A 16,275-nucleotide genomic window follows, 5' to 3' on the forward strand; every position below is an offset into this window, starting at 1 on the left:
TCTATTTCGGCCAGGTTTGCGTTGGCGCCGGCGGGACAAGCGGCGAGGGCGATGGTTGAATCGCCTCTCGCCATTCGGGCGATAGATCGGGAATGCCCGGCGATGCTGGAAAGCGCGTGCGCGCCGTGGCGAACACGGTTCGCGCCGTCGCCGCGCCCGGCACGGTCGCACTGACGCCCACCCAACGCCAGTGCCACGGCTCCCACGTCACGCCTTGCTCGTTGCCCGGCGGAAACGACAATTCGAAACCGAATTCGGTTGCATGCGCCAACAGCCATTTACCCGGCGGCGAATTGGCGATGCAATCGCTGACATCGCCGCAGCCGGGTGCCAGCGGCCGAACCGCGAAATCGAGCGCATAGCCCGTGGCATGCTCGCTATAGCCGGGCGGGGCCGAGCTCTTGGCGCGCTCGGCGGCGTCCTTGCATCTTTTGCCCGGCCCGATTTGGCTGCAGAAGATCTGGCGTTGGCGTTCGGTCGTGCGGAAACAGGATATGCCGCGCAGCCTGCCTTTGACCCCCGGCACCTGATCGGCGGCGGCGAGCAACTGGGTCACTGCGGCTGCGGCATCACGATGAAGTTGGCAGGGCCGGCCCATCCCGAAATTCCCGGGAATCGTGACCATGTCGGCCGGATTGCCATCGGGATAGGGAATATGCCCAAGTACACGGCCGTCGGGCAGCGGCTCGACAGTCTGCCCGTTGCACAAGGTAACGGGGGTCAGCGCGAGAGCCGTGGCAGGAGCGAACAGGGAAAAGGCAACCAGCAGCCACCGCAACGGCATCAACACGCTCCTGGGGAAACAAAGCACGCAACCACTGGCACGGGCGCGGCTTGAGTGGCAAGGGGTAGGCCATGCTGGCGGATAAGGTGTTGTTTCTCGACGGCGAGGCGATGGTGATCGACAAGCCCGCGGGCCTGCCGGTCGATCCGCCGCGCCGTGGCGGGATCAGTCTGGAGAACCATCTCGACAGCCTGACGTTCGGTTTCCGACGCTGGCCGATGGCGGTGCATCGGCTCGACCAGGATACGTCGGGCTGCCTGCTGCTCTCGCGCAACCCCAAGGCTCACGCCCGGCTGCAACAGGCGTTCGAGGCCAATCGCGTCGAGAAACGCTATCTAGCGGTGCTCGAAGGCGTGCCGGATGGAACGGAAGGCGTGATCGACCTTCCGCTCGCGAAGGTCTCGTCTCGCGAAGAGGGGTGGCGGATGACGGGTTCGCCCGATGGCAAAGCCGCGCGCACTGCCTGGCGCGTGCTCCGCACTGCCGGCGAACGCGCCCTGGTCGAGTTCCGTCCAGCGACCGGCCGCACCCATCAGATTCGCGTCCACGCGCTCGAGGGGCTTGGCATCCCGGTGGTCGGCGACCCGGTCTATGGCCGCGCTGACAAGGCCGGGATGCTGCTCCACGCCGCTGAATTGATCGTCCCTCGTGACGGCAAGCCGGCGATCCACGCAGTCGCTCCGATCCCCGAGCGGTTCGCTGCTGCGGGCTTCGGTCATGAGTGACGGAGACGGCTGGGTCGACCGAGTCGATACGGCCATTGTCGAAGAACGCTTCCTCGCCGCGACCGGGCCGGGCGGGCAGAACGTCAACAAGGTCGCGACCGCGGTTCAGCTTCGCGTCAACGTCTTCGCGCTCGGCCTTCCGCCTTATGCCTATGAGCGGCTCAAGGAACTGGCCGGCAGCCGGATGACCGGCGGGGGCGAACTGCTCGTCACTGCGCGGCGTTTCAGGACGCAGGAGGCCAACCGCCAGGATGCGCGCGAGCGGCTCGCCGACCTGGTCCGCTCTGCGCATGTCCGCCAGGCCAGGCGCGTGAAGACCAAACCATCGCGCGCGGCCAAGGCGCGGCGGGTCGACGAGAAGAAAGGTCGCAGCACAGTGAAGGCTGGACGCGGCAAGGTCCGCATCGACTGAGGGGATAGAGGATGGCCAAGCCCAGCCCGAGCCTGCGCCGTTACACCAGCCTGCCGGTGGCGATCGACATGCTGATGAACGAGCGGATCACGCTCGTCAGTCCGTCCGCCTGGGTCGATGCCAACGATCGCAAGGCGATGGCGGTCTATCAGGAGCATCTCGGCCACGGTTTCGTCGGCGCCGTTTGCCTGACCGAGGCGCCCGAAACCTTCCACCATTGGCAGGTATTCGCCGGCGGATCGGCCGGTGTCTGCGTTCATTTCGACAAGGCGCGGTTCTGCGCGATGTTCGACGGTCGCCCCAATTGCCTGATCGGGCCGGTCGACTATGTCCGCATCGCCGACATCGCGACGATCGACGCCAGCGACATCCATCGGCTGCCGTTCATGAAGCGCGCGGGGTTTCGCGACGAGGCCGAATTTCGCGCGGTCGCGGTCGGCGGGGACGATGAGGACGTGATCCACATCCCGCTCGACCGGAGCGCCGTCAGCCGTATCACCTTCAGTCCGACCATCCCGCCGGTGCTGGTCGACACCACGCGGCGCCTGCTCCATCAGCTCCCCGGCTGGGAAAAGCTCCGCATTGTGCAATCCCGTCTGACCGACAGCGTTTCGTGGCAGCGTGCCCTGGAGAAGTACCCGGTGCGGCATGCTGGCGGGACCGGAGGGACGGAAAAGAAACCCGCTTGAGATCCACCCAATCCCTGGCGTTCCGGGCTGGCGAACATTCCACCCCTCCCGCTCGACCGCTGCGATCGCTACATCGCGCATCATGTACGCCTTCGACATCGCCGCCGGCTCAAAGCCCGACCTCTATCGCGACCTGCTCGCCGCTTGTGACGCGGTCACGGCGGGCGAACCCGACGGCGTTGCCAACATGGCCAACGTCGCCTCTCTGCTCTGGCAATATCTGCCGGACCTGAATTGGGCGGGCTTCTACCGCAATGTCGGCGACGAGCTCGTGCTGGGACCGTTCCAGGGTAAGGCAGCATGCATCCGCATTCCGTTCGGCAGGGGAGTCTGCGGTGCCGCGGCGGCGACGCGGCAGACCCAGCTGGTTGCCGACGTCCATGCATTTCCCGGTCATATCGCTTGCGATGCCGCGAGCCGCGCCGAATTGGTGGTGCCGATCGTATCAGGCGATCGCGTCGTCGCGGTGATCGATCTCGACAGTCCCGAACCCTCTCGCTTCGATGAAGAGGATGCTGCCGGAATCGAACAGATCGCCCGATTGTTGACGGATAGGGTTAACAGCTGAATCCTGATCCAGATCGGGACAAACATAACGCTGGCGAAAAACTGGCGGAAAATCGGGGTTTTTGGTACTCATTCCCAAGATTGATCGCGCCGGCTTGGTTAATAGTCGCGCCGAGTAACAGGGAGTGTTAACCATGCGAACCCTCGTGATTGCTGCGGTTGCGGCCACTTTGGCCTTTGGCGGCGGCGCCGCCGATGCCCAGCGACTCGGCGGCAGCGGGGCGCCCGCCGGCGGCTGGAGGGGCGGCCAGGCTGCGCCGCAAGGCCGGCCCATGCCTCGCCCAAATCCCGGCCAATGGCAGGGACCGCGTCCGGCCAACCCGGGCGGCTGGAACGGCAATGGTCCACGTCCCGGCAACCCAGGAAACTGGAACAATGGCGGCCAATGGCGCGGAAACTGGAACGGCCATCACAGCCGTTGGGGCAATCGCGTCGGCGGCTATTGGTGGGCCGGCGTCCAGGCGCCCGGCGGCTGGAACGGCTATTCGCGCATCAAGCGCGGCAAGCGCATCCCGAATTATTGGCTGTCGTCCAATTTCATCATCGGTGACTGGCAGCTCTACGGGCTGATGACGCCGCCCGCCGGCTATTATTGGACGCGCTATTACAACGACGCGTTGCTCGTCGACCGTTATGGCGTGGTCTATGACGGCGCCTATGACGTCGATTGGGACCGTTATGACGACGGTTACGCCTATGACGACAGCTATGGCTATGTCTCCGGGTCGAATTTCGGCGGCCCGGCTCCGGCTTATGGCGCCGACTATGCCGCGCCGGGCTATGGCGGCAACAGCAGCTATTACGAAGAGCGTACGGATTATCGCGCCGTGCCGCCGCCCCCGCCTGCGCCGGCCATCGCCTATCGCGGCGGCTATGCCGGCACCTATTTTACGCCGCCAGGAACCACGACCACCATTGTGATCCCGGGCGCGACGACCACGACGACCACCACCGAATATATCACCGAGACGTACCGCCCGGTGGCCCGCAAGGTCTACCGCGCGCCGGTGAAGAAGAAGTGGCGGCCCAGGGTGCGGTGCACCTGCACCTGCACCTACGTCTGCCGCTGATCTGACGGTTCCTTGGGGGGACGCTGCCCGTCGTCGCTAGCGCGACGGCGGGCAGTTCCGTTTCAGGGCGGCTCCGCGCCTGCCGCGAACAGGGCAATCCGGCTTTTCGCGATCAAGCTCACGATGACAAGACGCCTGATTCGCGGACGCCATTTCGCGAGCTTTCTGATTGTGCCGACAGCAAAATTATTTGCCCCCGGTCTGCCGTCGACCCTGAACAAGCATCCGTAACATTACGTATTGCAAAGGGAATTGCGCGCAAACGTCTCCACCTTGCAGTTACGATAGTTCATGCTACCGTTAGGCGTCCTCACTCGAAAAAGGAGTGGTTATGCGTCGAGCAGTCGGGGTTGGTGTTTCGCTGGTGGCCCTTGCATGGGCTGGATCAGCTTCGGCGCAGGACGCGCCGCAGAGTAACCCTCCGGCAGCGGCGGTTGTCCCGCCCGACGATAATGCGCCGCGGGTCGGTGACATTATCGTCACGGCGCAAAAGCGCTCCGAAAATCTCCAGGACGTGCCGGTCGCGGTCAGCGCGGTGACCGGCAAGACGCTGGAGAACAAGCGCATCCTTGATCTGGTCGACCTGTCGAACGCGACCCCCGGTCTGCAGATCAAGTCGGACGATAACGGCGCCAATCCGCGCATCTTCATCCGCGGCGTCGGGGTCAACGACTTCAACCCGGCAACCGCCAGCGCGGTCGGCATCTATGCCGACGGCGTCTATGTCGGATCCCCATTGGCGCAGCGTTTCGCATTCTTCGACCTCCAGCAGGCCGAAGTGCTGCGCGGTCCTCAGGGAACGCTTTACGGTCGCAACACCACCGGTGGCGCCGTCAACGTCACCAGCCGCAAGCCGGGCAACGCAGTCGAGGCCGACTTCCTGGGCGAGTATGGCAATTTCAATTCGGTCAATCTTCAGGGCGGGGTCAGCCTGCCCCTGGCCAAGGACCTGCTGTCCGTGCGGGTGGCCGGCCTCTATCAGCGCGATGACGGCTATTCGGTCAACCGCCTGACGGGCCATCGCGGCAACGACACCGACCGTTGGGCGGTGCGTGGCAGCCTGCATTTCACGCCGTCGAGTTCGATCACCGACGATCTCGCCGTTACCTTCGGCAAGTCGCGCGGGGGGTCGATCTGGGCCTATAACCGCACCCTGTTTCCGGTCAGCCCGGACGTCGCGGGACCCGACGGCCTTTGTGCGCCGGCTTATTACGGCACCGCGAACTGTACCAACGTGCTCGGCTACGCCAATGCCAGCAAGAACCTCTATGAAGGCGATTACAGCTTCGAGGGGAAGGACAAGGTCGACCTCTTCACCGTCGCGAACACGCTGACCATCAATCTCGGTTCGGCGGACATCATCTCGGTGACAGGCTATCAGCACGCCAAGCGCAACGACCAGGAAGAGACCGACGCCAATCCGCTGCCGGTCATCACCGCCAGTTACATCGCGCGGCAGAATACGTTCAGCCAGGAATTGCGCTTGCAATCGAGCGGCAAACCGGCGCTGCGTTATGTGTTCGGCCTCTATTACGCCCATGACGATCTGACCAATAATTCCGCTTATGACGTGCTCGCGATCCTGCCCGCCGATCCATTGTCGGGGATCGGGCGTTTCGTCTGGCCGTTGGCGCAGAAGACCGACAGCTATGCAGCTTTCGGCCAGCTCGACTACGACCTGACCAGCCGGCTGACCGCGACGGTCGGACTCCGCTATTCGGCCGACCATAAGGACTTCCACTATTTCAGCGGAGAGACGAATACCGCCACGCCGTTCTTCACCTTCGACGGCTCCAAGACATTCGATTCGGTGTCGGGCAAGTTCGGGCTGCAATATCGCTTCACCCGCGACGTAAACGCCTATGCGAGTTACAGTCGGGGAACGAAAAGCGGCGGCTTCTTCAGCGGCCAGACCGGAAATATCGCCGATATCGGACCCTATAAGGATGAAACCGTCAACGCCTATGAGGCCGGCCTGAAGACCGAGTTGCTCAACCGCACCCTGCGCGCCAACCTGGCCGCCTTCTATTACGACTATCAGAACCTTCAGGTGTACACGACGGTCATCGACGGCTTCATCACGCGCCAGCTGTTCACCAACGCGTCCGCCGCGCGCATGTACGGCGGCGAGCTCGAGCTGGAGGCGACCCCGGCGCGCGGTCTGACCATCTCGATGAACGCGGCCTATCTCAACGCGACCTACCGCAACTTCGTGTCGGCCGGCGCCAATTATACGGGCAACACCCTGCCGTCGGCGCCCAAGATCAGCATTCAGACCGCGGTCGACTATACCCAGCCGGTATCGTTCGGCGCCATCGTCGCGAATGTCAGCGCGAGCTATCGCAGCAAGGTGTTCTTCGACACCGCCAATACGCCCCGGCTAAGCGATCAGGGGAGGGTCTATGTGGACGGGCGGCTGGGTGTGCAGCTCGTTCGCAACAAGCTCGAGATTGGCGTGTGGGGCAAAAACATCTTCGGAGAGACCAACATCTCCGACATCACACCGATCGCGAGCCTGGGTTTCGACGTTGTCAGTGTCGGGCCGCCGCGCACCTATGGCCTCTACCTCCGCGCGCATTATTGAGCGGCGCAACGGAATGACCGTCATCGCCAGTGAGAGCGAATATGGTTGGATCGGACCACGCCCCGGCGCGGCCCAGATCGGCGCGATTTTGTTCGCGGGCGTCGCCGGCATCCTGTTCGCGGGAGTAGGCCCGCTGCTGCTCGGCGGATTGGAAGCGTCGGGACGGATCAGCCCGGCGCAGCTGGGTCAGGCAGGAACCGCCGAATTGCTGGCGATGGGCGTTGCGGCGGGGCTGACCGGGCCGCTCTATGGCATCAGGAACCTACGGCTTCTGACCATCCTGTGCGGCTTGGCGATGGCCGGGCTCAACGCACTATCGGTCGTCGTCGACGGTTGGACAGTGGTCCTCGTCCGCGGCCTCAACGGTATTCCGAGCGGTGCGCTGATCTGGCTGATGACCGCGATGATCGTGCGTTCGGCACGCCCCGACCGCTGGGCCGCGATCTACCTGACCGTCCAGACGCTGGCGCAGGCGGTGATCGTCGCGGCGTTGGGCGCTCTGGTCGAGGGGCCGGCTGGGGTGGGGGCGGGGTTCGCCGTGCTTGCCGCGATCGGCGTCGCGACCGGGCTCGCCGGATTGCTGGTGCCCAACAGCCTGGCGGTGTTGCCGGTCGACCCCGACCAGCCGACCGGGCGGTTGAGCACGCGCGGTCTGGTCGCGCTCGCGGCCGCCTTCGCGTTCAATGCCGGCATCCTGGCGGTGTGGATCTATGTCGAGCCGTTGTCGCGCCAGTCGGGGCATCCCGCGGGCACGGCAGGGCTGGCAATGGCGCTGTCGCTCGGTGCGCAAGTCGTAGGCGGGTTGCTCGCCACCCTCGCTGCGGGGCGTATTCCGACCACACTCATGCTCGTCGTTTCACTGCTCGGCATGGGTGCCGCGATGGTCGTCTTCGCCTATCTGCCCGGCGTCACCGTTTTCCTGACCGTATCGGCGATGTTCGGCTTCCTGTGGATGTTCGCTTCGCCTTTCTTCACGCCTCTCGTGATCGATGCCGACCCGACACGGCGCGCGGCGATGTTCGGGTCGGGCGCGGCCCTGCTTGGCTGCAGTGCGGGCCCGTTCCTGGCGTCGCTGTTCGTGGGTGAGACGGAGATGCGCCAAAGCCTCATTTTGGGCGTCGGCCTTCTCGCGACGTCTTTGGTGATCGTCATGCTGCTGTACTTTGTGCGGGCGAAAAGCCACTCCCTCGTCGCATGATGACAGCCTCCTCACCTTCGCAGACCGCAGCAAAGCCGGCCGGCAAGCGCCGGCGCCGAGCGATTCCACTCGCGACCAAGCATCGCCCGATCCAGGCGCGCGGTCAGGACACGTTCGAACTGATCCTCGATGTGGCCGGCGAATTACTGCGCGAGATCGGGTTCGAACAGCTCACCACCAACCTGATCTGTCAACGTGCCGGTCTGACTCCGCCGGCGCTCTATCGCTATTTCCCGAACAAATATGCGGTGCTGAAAGAGCTCGGCGACCGCTTGATGCGCGCCCAGGACGACGAGGTGCTGATATGGGCCGCCGAGGGCGGTCTGACCGGCGCGACGTTCGAAGAACGACTCGCCAAGAGCATCGCGATTCAGGAGCGAATGGTTGCGGTCCACCGCGAATTCCCCGGCGGCATCGCGATCGGGCGCGCGTTGCGCGCCGTGCCGCTGCTCAACGATCTGCGTATCCGCTCGCGCGACATGGTGGCGGCCGCGTTCGCCGAGACGTTGCGAGATCAATATCCCAATACCGATGAGCGCCGGATCCAGGTCGCTTGCCGCCTGATCGTCGAACTCGGTTACTCGGCCAGCGAGATGGTGGTCGAGGAACCCGATCGCGACGCCGACATCATCAACCGCGAAGTGTGCGTGATGTTCGCACGCTATCTCGAGCATTTCGACTGACCGCTGCCGATGGAGAGAGCAGGCATGGAGTGGCACAATTGGTCGGGCAGCGTCGCCGCCCGTCCGCAGCGTATCGAGCGTCCGAAGACCCGGGTCGAACTGGCGGGCCTGATCCAGGCTGCCGACAAAGTGCGTGTCACCGGCGCCGGCCATTCCTTCATGCCGCTGTGCGAGACCTCCGGGACCTTGCTCAGCATGCGCGATTACGAAGGCGGGATCGACATCGCGCCCGACCGCCGCACCGCCTGGGTGCCGGCCGGCTGGGGGCTCGATCGGCTGACCGAGGCCTTGTGGGCCGAGGGGCTGTCGCTGATCAATCAGGGCGACATCAACCCGCAATCCCTGGCCGGCGCCACGGCTACCGGCACGCACGGCACTGGGGCGGAGCTCGGTAGCCTGTCGACCCAGGCCTGTGGCTTTGAGCTGATGCTGGCCGACGGCAGTCTGGTCGAGTGCGGGCCCGATCGGAATCCCGACCTCTATCAGGCGCAGCGTCTGTCGCTCGGGCTGTTCGGGGTCGCCACGCGGATCCGCATCAACGTCTTGCCGGCTTATTATCTCGAGGAACGGATCGAGCGCCGCCCGCTCGCCGAGATGGCCGAGCGCTGGGAAGAATTCGGTGCTGCCACCCGCCATTTCGAGTTCTTCGTCTTCCCGTACGCCGACTATGTGATCTTCAAGACGCTCCACCCGGTCGAGGGCAGCGGCGACTTGAAGCACACCACCGACATCGACGAATCGATCTTCCGCAATATCTGCGAAATCGGGCGCCGCGTGCCCAAGCTGATCCCGACGCTGCAGCGCTTCATGATGAGGATGAGCGCCAAGCCGACCCAGCGGACCGGGCCCGCCTGGCGCGTCTTTCCGTCCGACCGCACGATCCGGTTCGAGGAAATGGAATATGAAATGCCGCGCGCGGCCGGCCTGCCGACTTTGATGGAGGCGATCGCCTATATCCGCCGCCGCAAGCTCCCGGTCGCTTTCCCGTTCGAATTCCGCCTGACGGCAGGCGACGACATCTGGATGAGCCCGTTCCACATCGGCCCGGCCGCTTCCATCTCGTTCCACCAATATGCCAGGATGCCCTGGCGCGACCTGTTTACCGAGATGGAGCCGGTGTTGCGCAGTTCGGGCGGTCGCCCGCATTGGGCCAAGCGCCACACCATGACCGCTGACGATGTCGCTCGCCTCTATCCGCGCACCGGCGACTTCCTGCGCGTCCGCGAAACCGTCGATCCGGGCCAGAAGTTCGTCAATGACGACCTTGCCCGCCTGTTCGGCCTGACCCCTCCCGCACGGAGCTGACCTACGTGAACGATCTGGAACTGCATGCCCATTTGATCGGTCGCCAGGGGTCTCGGCGCGACCTCAACACGCCGGTACTTGTGCTCGATCTCGACCGGTTGGACAGCAATATCGCGCGGATGGCGACGTTCGCGGCCGCGCACGGACTCAAGCTTCGCCCCCATGCCAAGACCCACAAGAGCGTCGACATTGCCAAGCGCCAGATCGCGGCAGGGGCGATCGGGTTGTGTTGTGCGAAGATCGGCGAGGCCGAAGCACTGGCCGATGGCGGGATCACCGGTCTGCACATCACCTCTCCGGTCGTGCCGGCGCCGGCAGTCGATCGGCTCGCTGCGCTCAACCTGCGGTCGGCGGACCTGATGATGGTGGTCGACAATCCGGACAATGCGCGCGCCATCGCGCAAGCGGTCGAGCGGGCTGGCGACGCCAAATTGTCGGTGATCATCGATGTCGATCCCGGCATCCACCGCACCGGAGTCGCGTCTCCAGAGGCCGCGGTGGAACTGTTCGAGGTCATCCGCTCGCTCCCGGCGCTGGTCTATCGCGGTGTGCAATTCTATTGCGGCTCGCACCAGCACATCCATGCCTTCGCCGAGCGCGAAGCAGCGATGCGTGAACGCGCCGACTATCTCCGCACCATCATCATAGCCCTGGCCGAGGCCGGCGGCGCGCCGGAGATCGTCACCGGAGGCGGCACCGGGACGCACCGTATCGATGTTGGCCTCGGCATCTTCACCGAGCTCCAGGTCGGCTCCTATATTTTCATGGACGACGAATATCGCGCCTGCGATCTGACCGGCGAGGAGGGCGTAGCGATCCCATTCGAGACCTCGCTGATGATCGACACCAGCGTGATCAGCGCCAACACGCCCGGCCTTTTCACTCTCGACGCCGGGATCAAGTCGATGGCGACCGACGCGCCGCTCCCCTCCGTGGAGACCGGGGCAGCCGATGGCGCGCGCTTCTTCCTGATGGGCGACGAACATGGTGCGCTGTTGACCCTGCCGGACTCGCTCGCGCTCGGCGATCGCGTCTCGCTCCGCACGCCGCATTGCGACCCGACGGTCAACCTCTACGACAATTACCATGTCGTGCGCGGCCAGACGCTCGATGCGATCTGGCCGGTATCGGGGCGAGGGCGGTCGCGGTAGCCGAAGTCGTTCGGTGCCGGAAGGTGTCGCGCTCTACCGCCGCGGTGCCGGCCCGGCGAACGTCACCAGGCTTTCCGATCCGTCCGCCGCCACCGCTGAGACGCCGACGAAATTGTCGTCGATCGGCACGTTCTTGAGCACTAGCTCGGTCGCGCCGGCAACATCGCGGCTGGTTGTCCAATTCTGCGTATCGGCGCGGCGCCAATACACGCGATATTTCGCGGCGCCATCGACCGGTTGCCAGCGAACAGTCGTGTCGCGCGATAACGCACCCTGGACCGTCACGCCCTCCGGCGCGGCAGGCGCGGCGGCGAGCCGGCGGATCGTCGCGATGTTGATCGCCGCTACCTTGGCCAGATAGGCGAAATCCATCTTGTCGATCGTGTCGCCATAGGCGACGCCATTCTCGCTTCGGACATATTGGTGTTGGCCGTCCCAGCGCTCGGCGGCGACAGTGAAGCGCACCGCGGGATAGCCGAGCTCGAGAAAGGGCAAGTGGTCGCCGCCGCGGCCGAACCGGTCGGGCCTGCGCACGATGAACGCGTCCAGCCCGCCTGGAATGCCTGCCGCGACCTGGTCGATCGTCTTGGCCAGCGCGCGGCTGGGACCGTCATCCTCGCCGCCATTCATCCGCCGCGCGAGATCGGCCTTCAAATCCTCGCTCTCGCGAATACCCTCGGAAAATACCCGCACGCTCTTGTTGGCGATCACGCCGCCTTGACCGATCGAATTGCCGACGATGTCGTTGTTGAGCATCGCGCTGACCTTCCAGCCGCGCTCCCTGGCAGTGTCGGCGAGAAGCTTTCCGCCCCACAATCCCTGTTCCTCGCCGGAGAACACCGCATAGACGATCGTCGCGCGGAATTTCCGTTTCGACAGGATTCGCGCCGCTTCCAGAACGACCGCGACACCCGATGCGTCGTCATTGGCCCCTGGCGCGTCAGCCTTGGCGTCCATGACATCACCGACGATCGAATCGATATGCCCGCCGACGATGATCACGCGATTGGGATCCGAACCCTTTTGCACCCCCAGGACATCGACGATGTTCACCCCGTTGGGCGCGCGTGGACCGGTGAAATTGCGCGCGATCGTCTCACTCGTCAGGCATCCGCCGCATGCTGCCCCGATTGCATCGAACTGCGCTTTCGCCCAGGCTCGGGCTGCTCCGATTCCGCGTTTGGGATCGTCGGGATCGGAGAGCGAGTGTCGCGTGCCGAAGCCGACCAGCGCGCTCACGGTCGCTTTCATGCGAAGCGGAGAGGGGCGCTCGACCGCGGGAGCTGCGGAAACGACGAACAGCGGGGCGAGCATCAGGACTTTGCGCATGCGATAGCCTGACGCGATGCCATCGTCCGCGCAACGAAATTAGACGTTGGCCCCGCTAGCTGTGCCGGTCTTCTGCCGAGCAGGCGGATTCATCGAACCGCGGGGCAGAATAACCCAATATGAACAATATTTGCGCAACGCCTGCGAAACGATTGGCACTTACGTAGTTAAGATACGTTCGTCTCAATAACAGGAGGCGTGCGTTATGGCCACGGAACGCGTAGTCGCGTTCGGGTTTCTGACGAACAGGGACCTGGAATTGTTGGGTGGTGGCTTTACGCGCCATTTTCCCGTTACGGACGACGACTTGTTTGCGGAACTGATCGACAAGCTCGATCAGGTAGAAATCGCGCCGGCCGATCGCGGTATTATTTTGCGGACCAGGGATGGCGGATGAGGGCGCTCAGCTGAGCCGATCGATCGCCTCGCGATCCAGGCTTCCCGGGATCACCATGATTGGAACTGGCAGCGTTCCGGCCTCGCTTCCGGCGAAATGACTGACCAACGGCCCCGGCGATCCGCTCGGCGCGGCACCGAGCACCAGTGCGGCAATCTCCGGATTGCCTTCGATGGTCTCGCGAATGACCTTGGGCGCATCGCCTTGCTTCAGCGTGATCGCCGGCTTCAGCCCCGATTCCTCGAACAACGTGCCCGCCGCGCCGGCGATAATGGCTTCGGCATGCTGCCGCGCTTCGGCCTCGATCGTTGCCTGGACGCCGCCAAAGGCGATGAATTCTTGTGGTGCCAGGATCGACAGGATCTCGACGCCGCCCCCGGTCTTGACCGCACGCCGGGCCGCGAAGCGCAGTGCGACTTCCGCTTCGGGACTGTCGTCGACCACCACCAGATAGATGCGCATGTGCGCCCGGCTCCCCTCGTTCGTGCGATAGGTGACGCGGAACGCGCGCTCGCGCAAGCGCCGCGGTCTTGACCCGGAGCGTGTCGGGCGCGAAGGAGCCGCTTCCTAGTCCGCCTCCCCAGGACGCCCGAGAGGACGCAGAATGCCCATCGAGATCAAGATGCCCGCGCTTTCACCGACGATGGAGGAGGGCACGCTGGCAAAATGGCTGGTCAAGGCCGGCGACACCGTCAAGTCGGGCGACCTGATGGCCGAGATCGAAACCGACAAGGCGACGATGGAATTCGAAGCGGTTGACGAAGGCGTGATCGCCGAGATCGTCGTTCCTGAGGGCACCGACAATGTGAAGGTTGGCCAGGTCATCGCGATTCTGGCGGCTGAAGGCGAAGACGCGTCGGCGGCGAAGACGGCACCCAAGGCCGAAGCTCCGAAAACGGAAGCACCGAAGGCCGAAGCTGCTCCCGCTTCTGCTCCGTCACCGGCGCCAGCAGCTCCTGCGGCGGCGCCGGCTCCGACTCCGACACCCGCGACGGTGGCGCCTGGCGATCGCGTCAAGGCCAGCCCGCTCGCTCGCCGCATCGCGGCCGAAAAGGGTGTCGATCTCGCCTCGGTGGTCGGCTCGGGACCCAATGGCCGCATCGTCCGCGTCGATGTCGAAGGCGCGAAGCCCGGTGCTGCCGCTCCGGCATCGGCACCGGCCCCGGCTGCGACCGAAGGCGCCGCCGCGCCGGCTCCGGTCAAGCCTGCCACGATCCCCGATATCCCGCACGAGGCGACCAAGCTGTCGAACGTGCGCAAGACGATTGCGCGCCGCCTGACCGAATCGAAGCAGCAAGTCCCGCACATCTATCTGACGGTCGACATCCGTCTCGACGCGTTGCTCAAGCTCCGGGCCGACCTCAACAAGAGCCTCGAGCCGCGTGGCGTGAAGCTCTCGGTCAACGACTTGCTGATCAAGGCGCTCGCCGCCTCGCTGATCCAGGTGCCGAAGTGCAACGTCATGTTCACGCCCGACCAGCTGATCAGTTTCCAGCGGGCGGACATCTCGGTCGCGGTTTCGACGCCGTCGGGCCTGATCACGCCGATCATCACGCACGCCGACACCAAAGGCGTGGCGGCGATCTCGACCGAGATGAAGGACCTCGCCGCGCGGGCGCGCGACAACAAGCTGAAGCCCGAGGAATATCAAGGCGGCACCGCCTCGATCTCGAACATGGGCATGTTCGGGATCAAGCAGTTCGAGGCGGTGATCAATCCGCCCCAGGGCATGATCATGGCGATCGGCGCGGGTGAGAAGCGTCCGTACGTGATCGACGATGCGCTCGGCGTGGCCACCGTGATGTCGGCGACCGGCAGCTTCGATCATCGTGCGATCGACGGAGCCGACGGCGCCGAGCTGATGCAGGCGTTCAAGGCGCTGATCGAAGCACCGCTCGGCATGCTCGCCTGAGGCACGGGCGATGTCCGCGCGGACTCTTGCCGAGGCGTGTTACATGGTCGCGAGCGCGATCGTAACGTACCTTATCACCGCGACGGCGGCGTGGGGCTATCCGCAGGGCGCCGCCGCGATCTGGCCGATCGGCCTGATCGCGATGGCGTTCGTCATCGGCTTCGGCTTCAAGCCGTTCCTTGTTTCCTGGCGCGCCGATCGCAGCGGGCGGCGCGACGCGTGAGCGACGCGGCCTCCGTTAGCCCGCCGGCCCGCGAGCCCGCGATCCGGGTCACCGCGATGCCGGCCGACGCCAATGCCTATGGCGACATTTTCGGCGGCTGGCTGATGAGCCTGATGGACTCCGCCGCCGGCCTGGTCGCCGCGCGCCACTCGCACGGTCGCGCGGTCACGATCGCGATGGACGGCATGCAGTTTCACGCCCCCGTGCATATCGGCGACGAAGTGTCGGTCTATGCGCAACTGGCCAGGGTCGGGCGCACGTCGATGACGATCGACGTCGAATGCTGGGCGCGCGATCGCCACCGCGACGATCATCGCAAGGTGACCGAAGCGCGCTTCACCTTCGTCGCGATCGACCAGGACCGCAAACCGCGGCCGGTGGTCGTCGAATGACCGACGCTCCCATCTCGCCACCGGAGCGCATGCCCGACATCCGCGTGACGGTGATGGCCGCCGACGCCAATCCCTACGGCACCGCGTTCGTCGGCTGGCTGTTCGGCCAGATGTCGCTCGCCGGCGGCAGCCTCGCCTCACGCCGCACGGGCAAACGCGCCCCGGTCGTCGCGGCCGACGGCTTCAAATTCCTCGCGCCCGCCGATATCGGCGACGAACTCTCTGTCTGGGCCGAGGTTGTCGGCGAGGGCCGCACCTCGCTCACTATCGCCACCGAAGCCTGGAAACGCGACCGTCATGGCGAGGCGATGGCCAAGGTGGCGGAGGGGCGGTTCGTGTTCGTCGCGGTGGAACGATGAGCGAGCCGAAGCCTTCACCCTCCCCCTTTACGGGGGAGGGAGGGGCCCGCCGCCGCAAGGCGGTGGGAGGGAGAGGGCGCGCGCTCGCCAGAGCGCGCGAAATGCGACGCAACCCGACCGAAGCAGAAGCGGTATTGTGGCGCCTGTTGCGCGCCAAACGACTAGCAGGTTGGAAGTTTCGTCAGCAGCAACAACTCGATAGCTACATCGTCGATTTCGTCTGCTTCGAAGCGCGGCTGATCATCGAAGCGGACGGTTCGCAGCATATCGACAACGACTACGACGCCGAACGTGACGCCTATCTTCGGGCGCAAGGCTTTCGCATCGTACGCTACTATAACAACGACATCTTGGCGCGGCGAGAAGCCGTGCTCACATCCATTCTCGACGTGCTGAATAGCGGCGCGACCGGCGTCGAGCCGGTCCCGCCGCTAACCCCTTTCCCCGGCCCTCCCCCGCAAGGGGGGAGGGAGCAGTAAGACGAAGGACACCTCC

19 protein-coding genes are annotated in these 16,275 nt (G+C 64.9%); 16 read left to right on the plus strand and 3 right to left on the minus strand.

The features are described from left to right. Nucleotide 1: 1 nt before the first annotated feature. Nucleotides 2-784 (minus strand): M15 family metallopeptidase, encoded by a 783-nt coding sequence (locus Q0L25_RS18245; protein ID WP_296616755.1) that lies wholly within the window; start codon nt 782-784, stop codon nt 2-4. Nucleotides 785-855: 71 nt separating this feature from the next. Here Q0L25_RS18245 and Q0L25_RS18250 point away from each other — a divergent pair, with 71 nt between their 5' ends. The 10 genes from Q0L25_RS18250 (at nt 856) to Q0L25_RS18295 (ending at nt 11,168) form a co-directional block, all read left to right on the plus strand. After that, on the plus strand, nt 856-1,509 hold the full coding sequence (locus tag Q0L25_RS18250) for an RluA family pseudouridine synthase (protein WP_296616757.1): 654 nt from the start codon (nt 856-858) through the stop codon (nt 1,507-1,509). Next, a complete protein-coding gene (gene arfB, locus Q0L25_RS18255; protein ID WP_296616758.1) occupies nt 1,502-1,921 on the plus strand; it encodes an alternative ribosome rescue aminoacyl-tRNA hydrolase ArfB in 420 nt (139 codons plus the stop codon). Before Q0L25_RS18250 ends, arfB begins: the two co-directional genes overlap by 8 nt. Nucleotides 1,922-1,932: 11 nt before the next feature. Continuing rightward, nucleotides 1,933-2,610, plus strand: a complete 678-nt coding sequence (locus tag Q0L25_RS18260; RefSeq protein WP_296616760.1) for a hypothetical protein — start codon at nt 1,933-1,935, stop codon at nt 2,608-2,610. 82 nt (nt 2,611-2,692) lie between these two features. Continuing rightward, nucleotides 2,693-3,178 (plus strand): GAF domain-containing protein, encoded by a 486-nt coding sequence (locus tag Q0L25_RS18265; RefSeq protein WP_296616761.1) that lies wholly within the window; start codon nt 2,693-2,695, stop codon nt 3,176-3,178. A gap of 133 nt (nt 3,179-3,311) precedes the next feature. Then, a complete protein-coding gene (locus tag Q0L25_RS18270) occupies nt 3,312-4,247 on the plus strand; it encodes an RcnB family protein (RefSeq protein WP_296616763.1) in 936 nt (311 codons plus the stop codon). Nucleotides 4,248-4,578: 331 nt separating this feature from the next. Next, nucleotides 4,579-6,831: a TonB-dependent receptor gene (locus Q0L25_RS18275; protein WP_296616765.1), complete on the plus strand. Its 2,253-nt coding sequence runs from the start codon at nt 4,579-4,581 to the stop codon at nt 6,829-6,831. A gap of 13 nt (nt 6,832-6,844) precedes the next feature. Then, nucleotides 6,845-8,029: an MFS transporter gene (locus tag Q0L25_RS18280; RefSeq protein ID WP_296616766.1), complete on the plus strand. Its 1,185-nt coding sequence runs from the start codon at nt 6,845-6,847 to the stop codon at nt 8,027-8,029. Next, nucleotides 8,026-8,712: a TetR/AcrR family transcriptional regulator gene (locus Q0L25_RS18285; protein ID WP_296616768.1), complete on the plus strand. Its 687-nt coding sequence runs from the start codon at nt 8,026-8,028 to the stop codon at nt 8,710-8,712. The genes Q0L25_RS18280 and Q0L25_RS18285 overlap by 4 nt, the downstream gene beginning before the upstream one ends. Nucleotides 8,713-8,736: 24 nt before the next feature. After that, nucleotides 8,737-10,017, plus strand: a complete 1,281-nt coding sequence (locus Q0L25_RS18290; RefSeq protein WP_296616770.1) for a D-arabinono-1,4-lactone oxidase — start codon at nt 8,737-8,739, stop codon at nt 10,015-10,017. 5 nt (nt 10,018-10,022) lie between these two features. Then, complete coding sequence (locus Q0L25_RS18295; protein WP_296616772.1) at nt 10,023-11,168, plus strand: DSD1 family PLP-dependent enzyme; 1,146 nt, start codon at nt 10,023-10,025, stop codon at nt 11,166-11,168. 33 nt (nt 11,169-11,201) lie between these two features. Here the strand turns inward: Q0L25_RS18295 and Q0L25_RS18300 are convergent, their stop codons facing one another. Then, nucleotides 11,202-12,497 (minus strand): M20/M25/M40 family metallo-hydrolase, encoded by a 1,296-nt coding sequence (locus Q0L25_RS18300; RefSeq protein ID WP_296616774.1) that lies wholly within the window; start codon nt 12,495-12,497, stop codon nt 11,202-11,204. 205 nt (nt 12,498-12,702) lie between these two features. On the opposite strand from Q0L25_RS18300, the gene Q0L25_RS18305 reads away from it, so the two are divergent. Further along, nucleotides 12,703-12,894 (plus strand): hypothetical protein, encoded by a 192-nt coding sequence (locus Q0L25_RS18305; RefSeq protein WP_296616776.1) that lies wholly within the window; start codon nt 12,703-12,705, stop codon nt 12,892-12,894. Between the two features lie 6 nt (nt 12,895-12,900). Here Q0L25_RS18305 and Q0L25_RS18310 read toward each other — a convergent pair whose 3' ends face one another. Continuing rightward, a complete protein-coding gene (locus tag Q0L25_RS18310; RefSeq protein WP_296616778.1) occupies nt 12,901-13,356 on the minus strand; it encodes a universal stress protein in 456 nt (151 codons plus the stop codon). A 142-nt stretch (nt 13,357-13,498) separates the two neighbouring features. Between Q0L25_RS18310 and Q0L25_RS18315 the strand changes: the two genes are divergently transcribed. From Q0L25_RS18315 to Q0L25_RS18335, 5 genes are read left to right on the plus strand one after another with little or no spacing between them, the layout of a single operon-like run. Next, nucleotides 13,499-14,806, plus strand: a complete 1,308-nt coding sequence (locus Q0L25_RS18315; protein ID WP_296616780.1) for a pyruvate dehydrogenase complex dihydrolipoamide acetyltransferase — start codon at nt 13,499-13,501, stop codon at nt 14,804-14,806. A gap of 10 nt (nt 14,807-14,816) precedes the next feature. Beyond that, a complete protein-coding gene (locus tag Q0L25_RS18320) occupies nt 14,817-15,029 on the plus strand; it encodes a hypothetical protein (protein WP_296616782.1) in 213 nt (70 codons plus the stop codon). A gap of 56 nt (nt 15,030-15,085) precedes the next feature. Then, a complete protein-coding gene (locus tag Q0L25_RS18325; RefSeq protein ID WP_296617798.1) occupies nt 15,086-15,421 on the plus strand; it encodes an acyl-CoA thioesterase in 336 nt (111 codons plus the stop codon). Further along, nucleotides 15,418-15,780 carry a hotdog domain-containing protein gene (locus Q0L25_RS18330; RefSeq protein ID WP_296616784.1) on the plus strand — a complete coding sequence of 121 codons (363 nt, stop codon included), beginning with the start codon at nt 15,418-15,420 and terminating at the stop codon, nt 15,778-15,780. Before Q0L25_RS18325 ends, Q0L25_RS18330 begins: the two co-directional genes overlap by 4 nt. Next, nucleotides 15,777-16,259, plus strand: coding sequence for an endonuclease domain-containing protein (locus Q0L25_RS18335; RefSeq protein WP_296616786.1), 483 nt, complete (start codon nt 15,777-15,779; stop codon nt 16,257-16,259). Before Q0L25_RS18330 ends, Q0L25_RS18335 begins: the two co-directional genes overlap by 4 nt. Nucleotides 16,260-16,275 lie beyond the last annotated feature (16 nt).

The organism is Sphingomonas sp. (assembly GCF_024508665.1).
In the GTDB taxonomy this organism is placed as follows: Bacteria; Pseudomonadota; Alphaproteobacteria; order Sphingomonadales; family Sphingomonadaceae; genus Sphingomonas.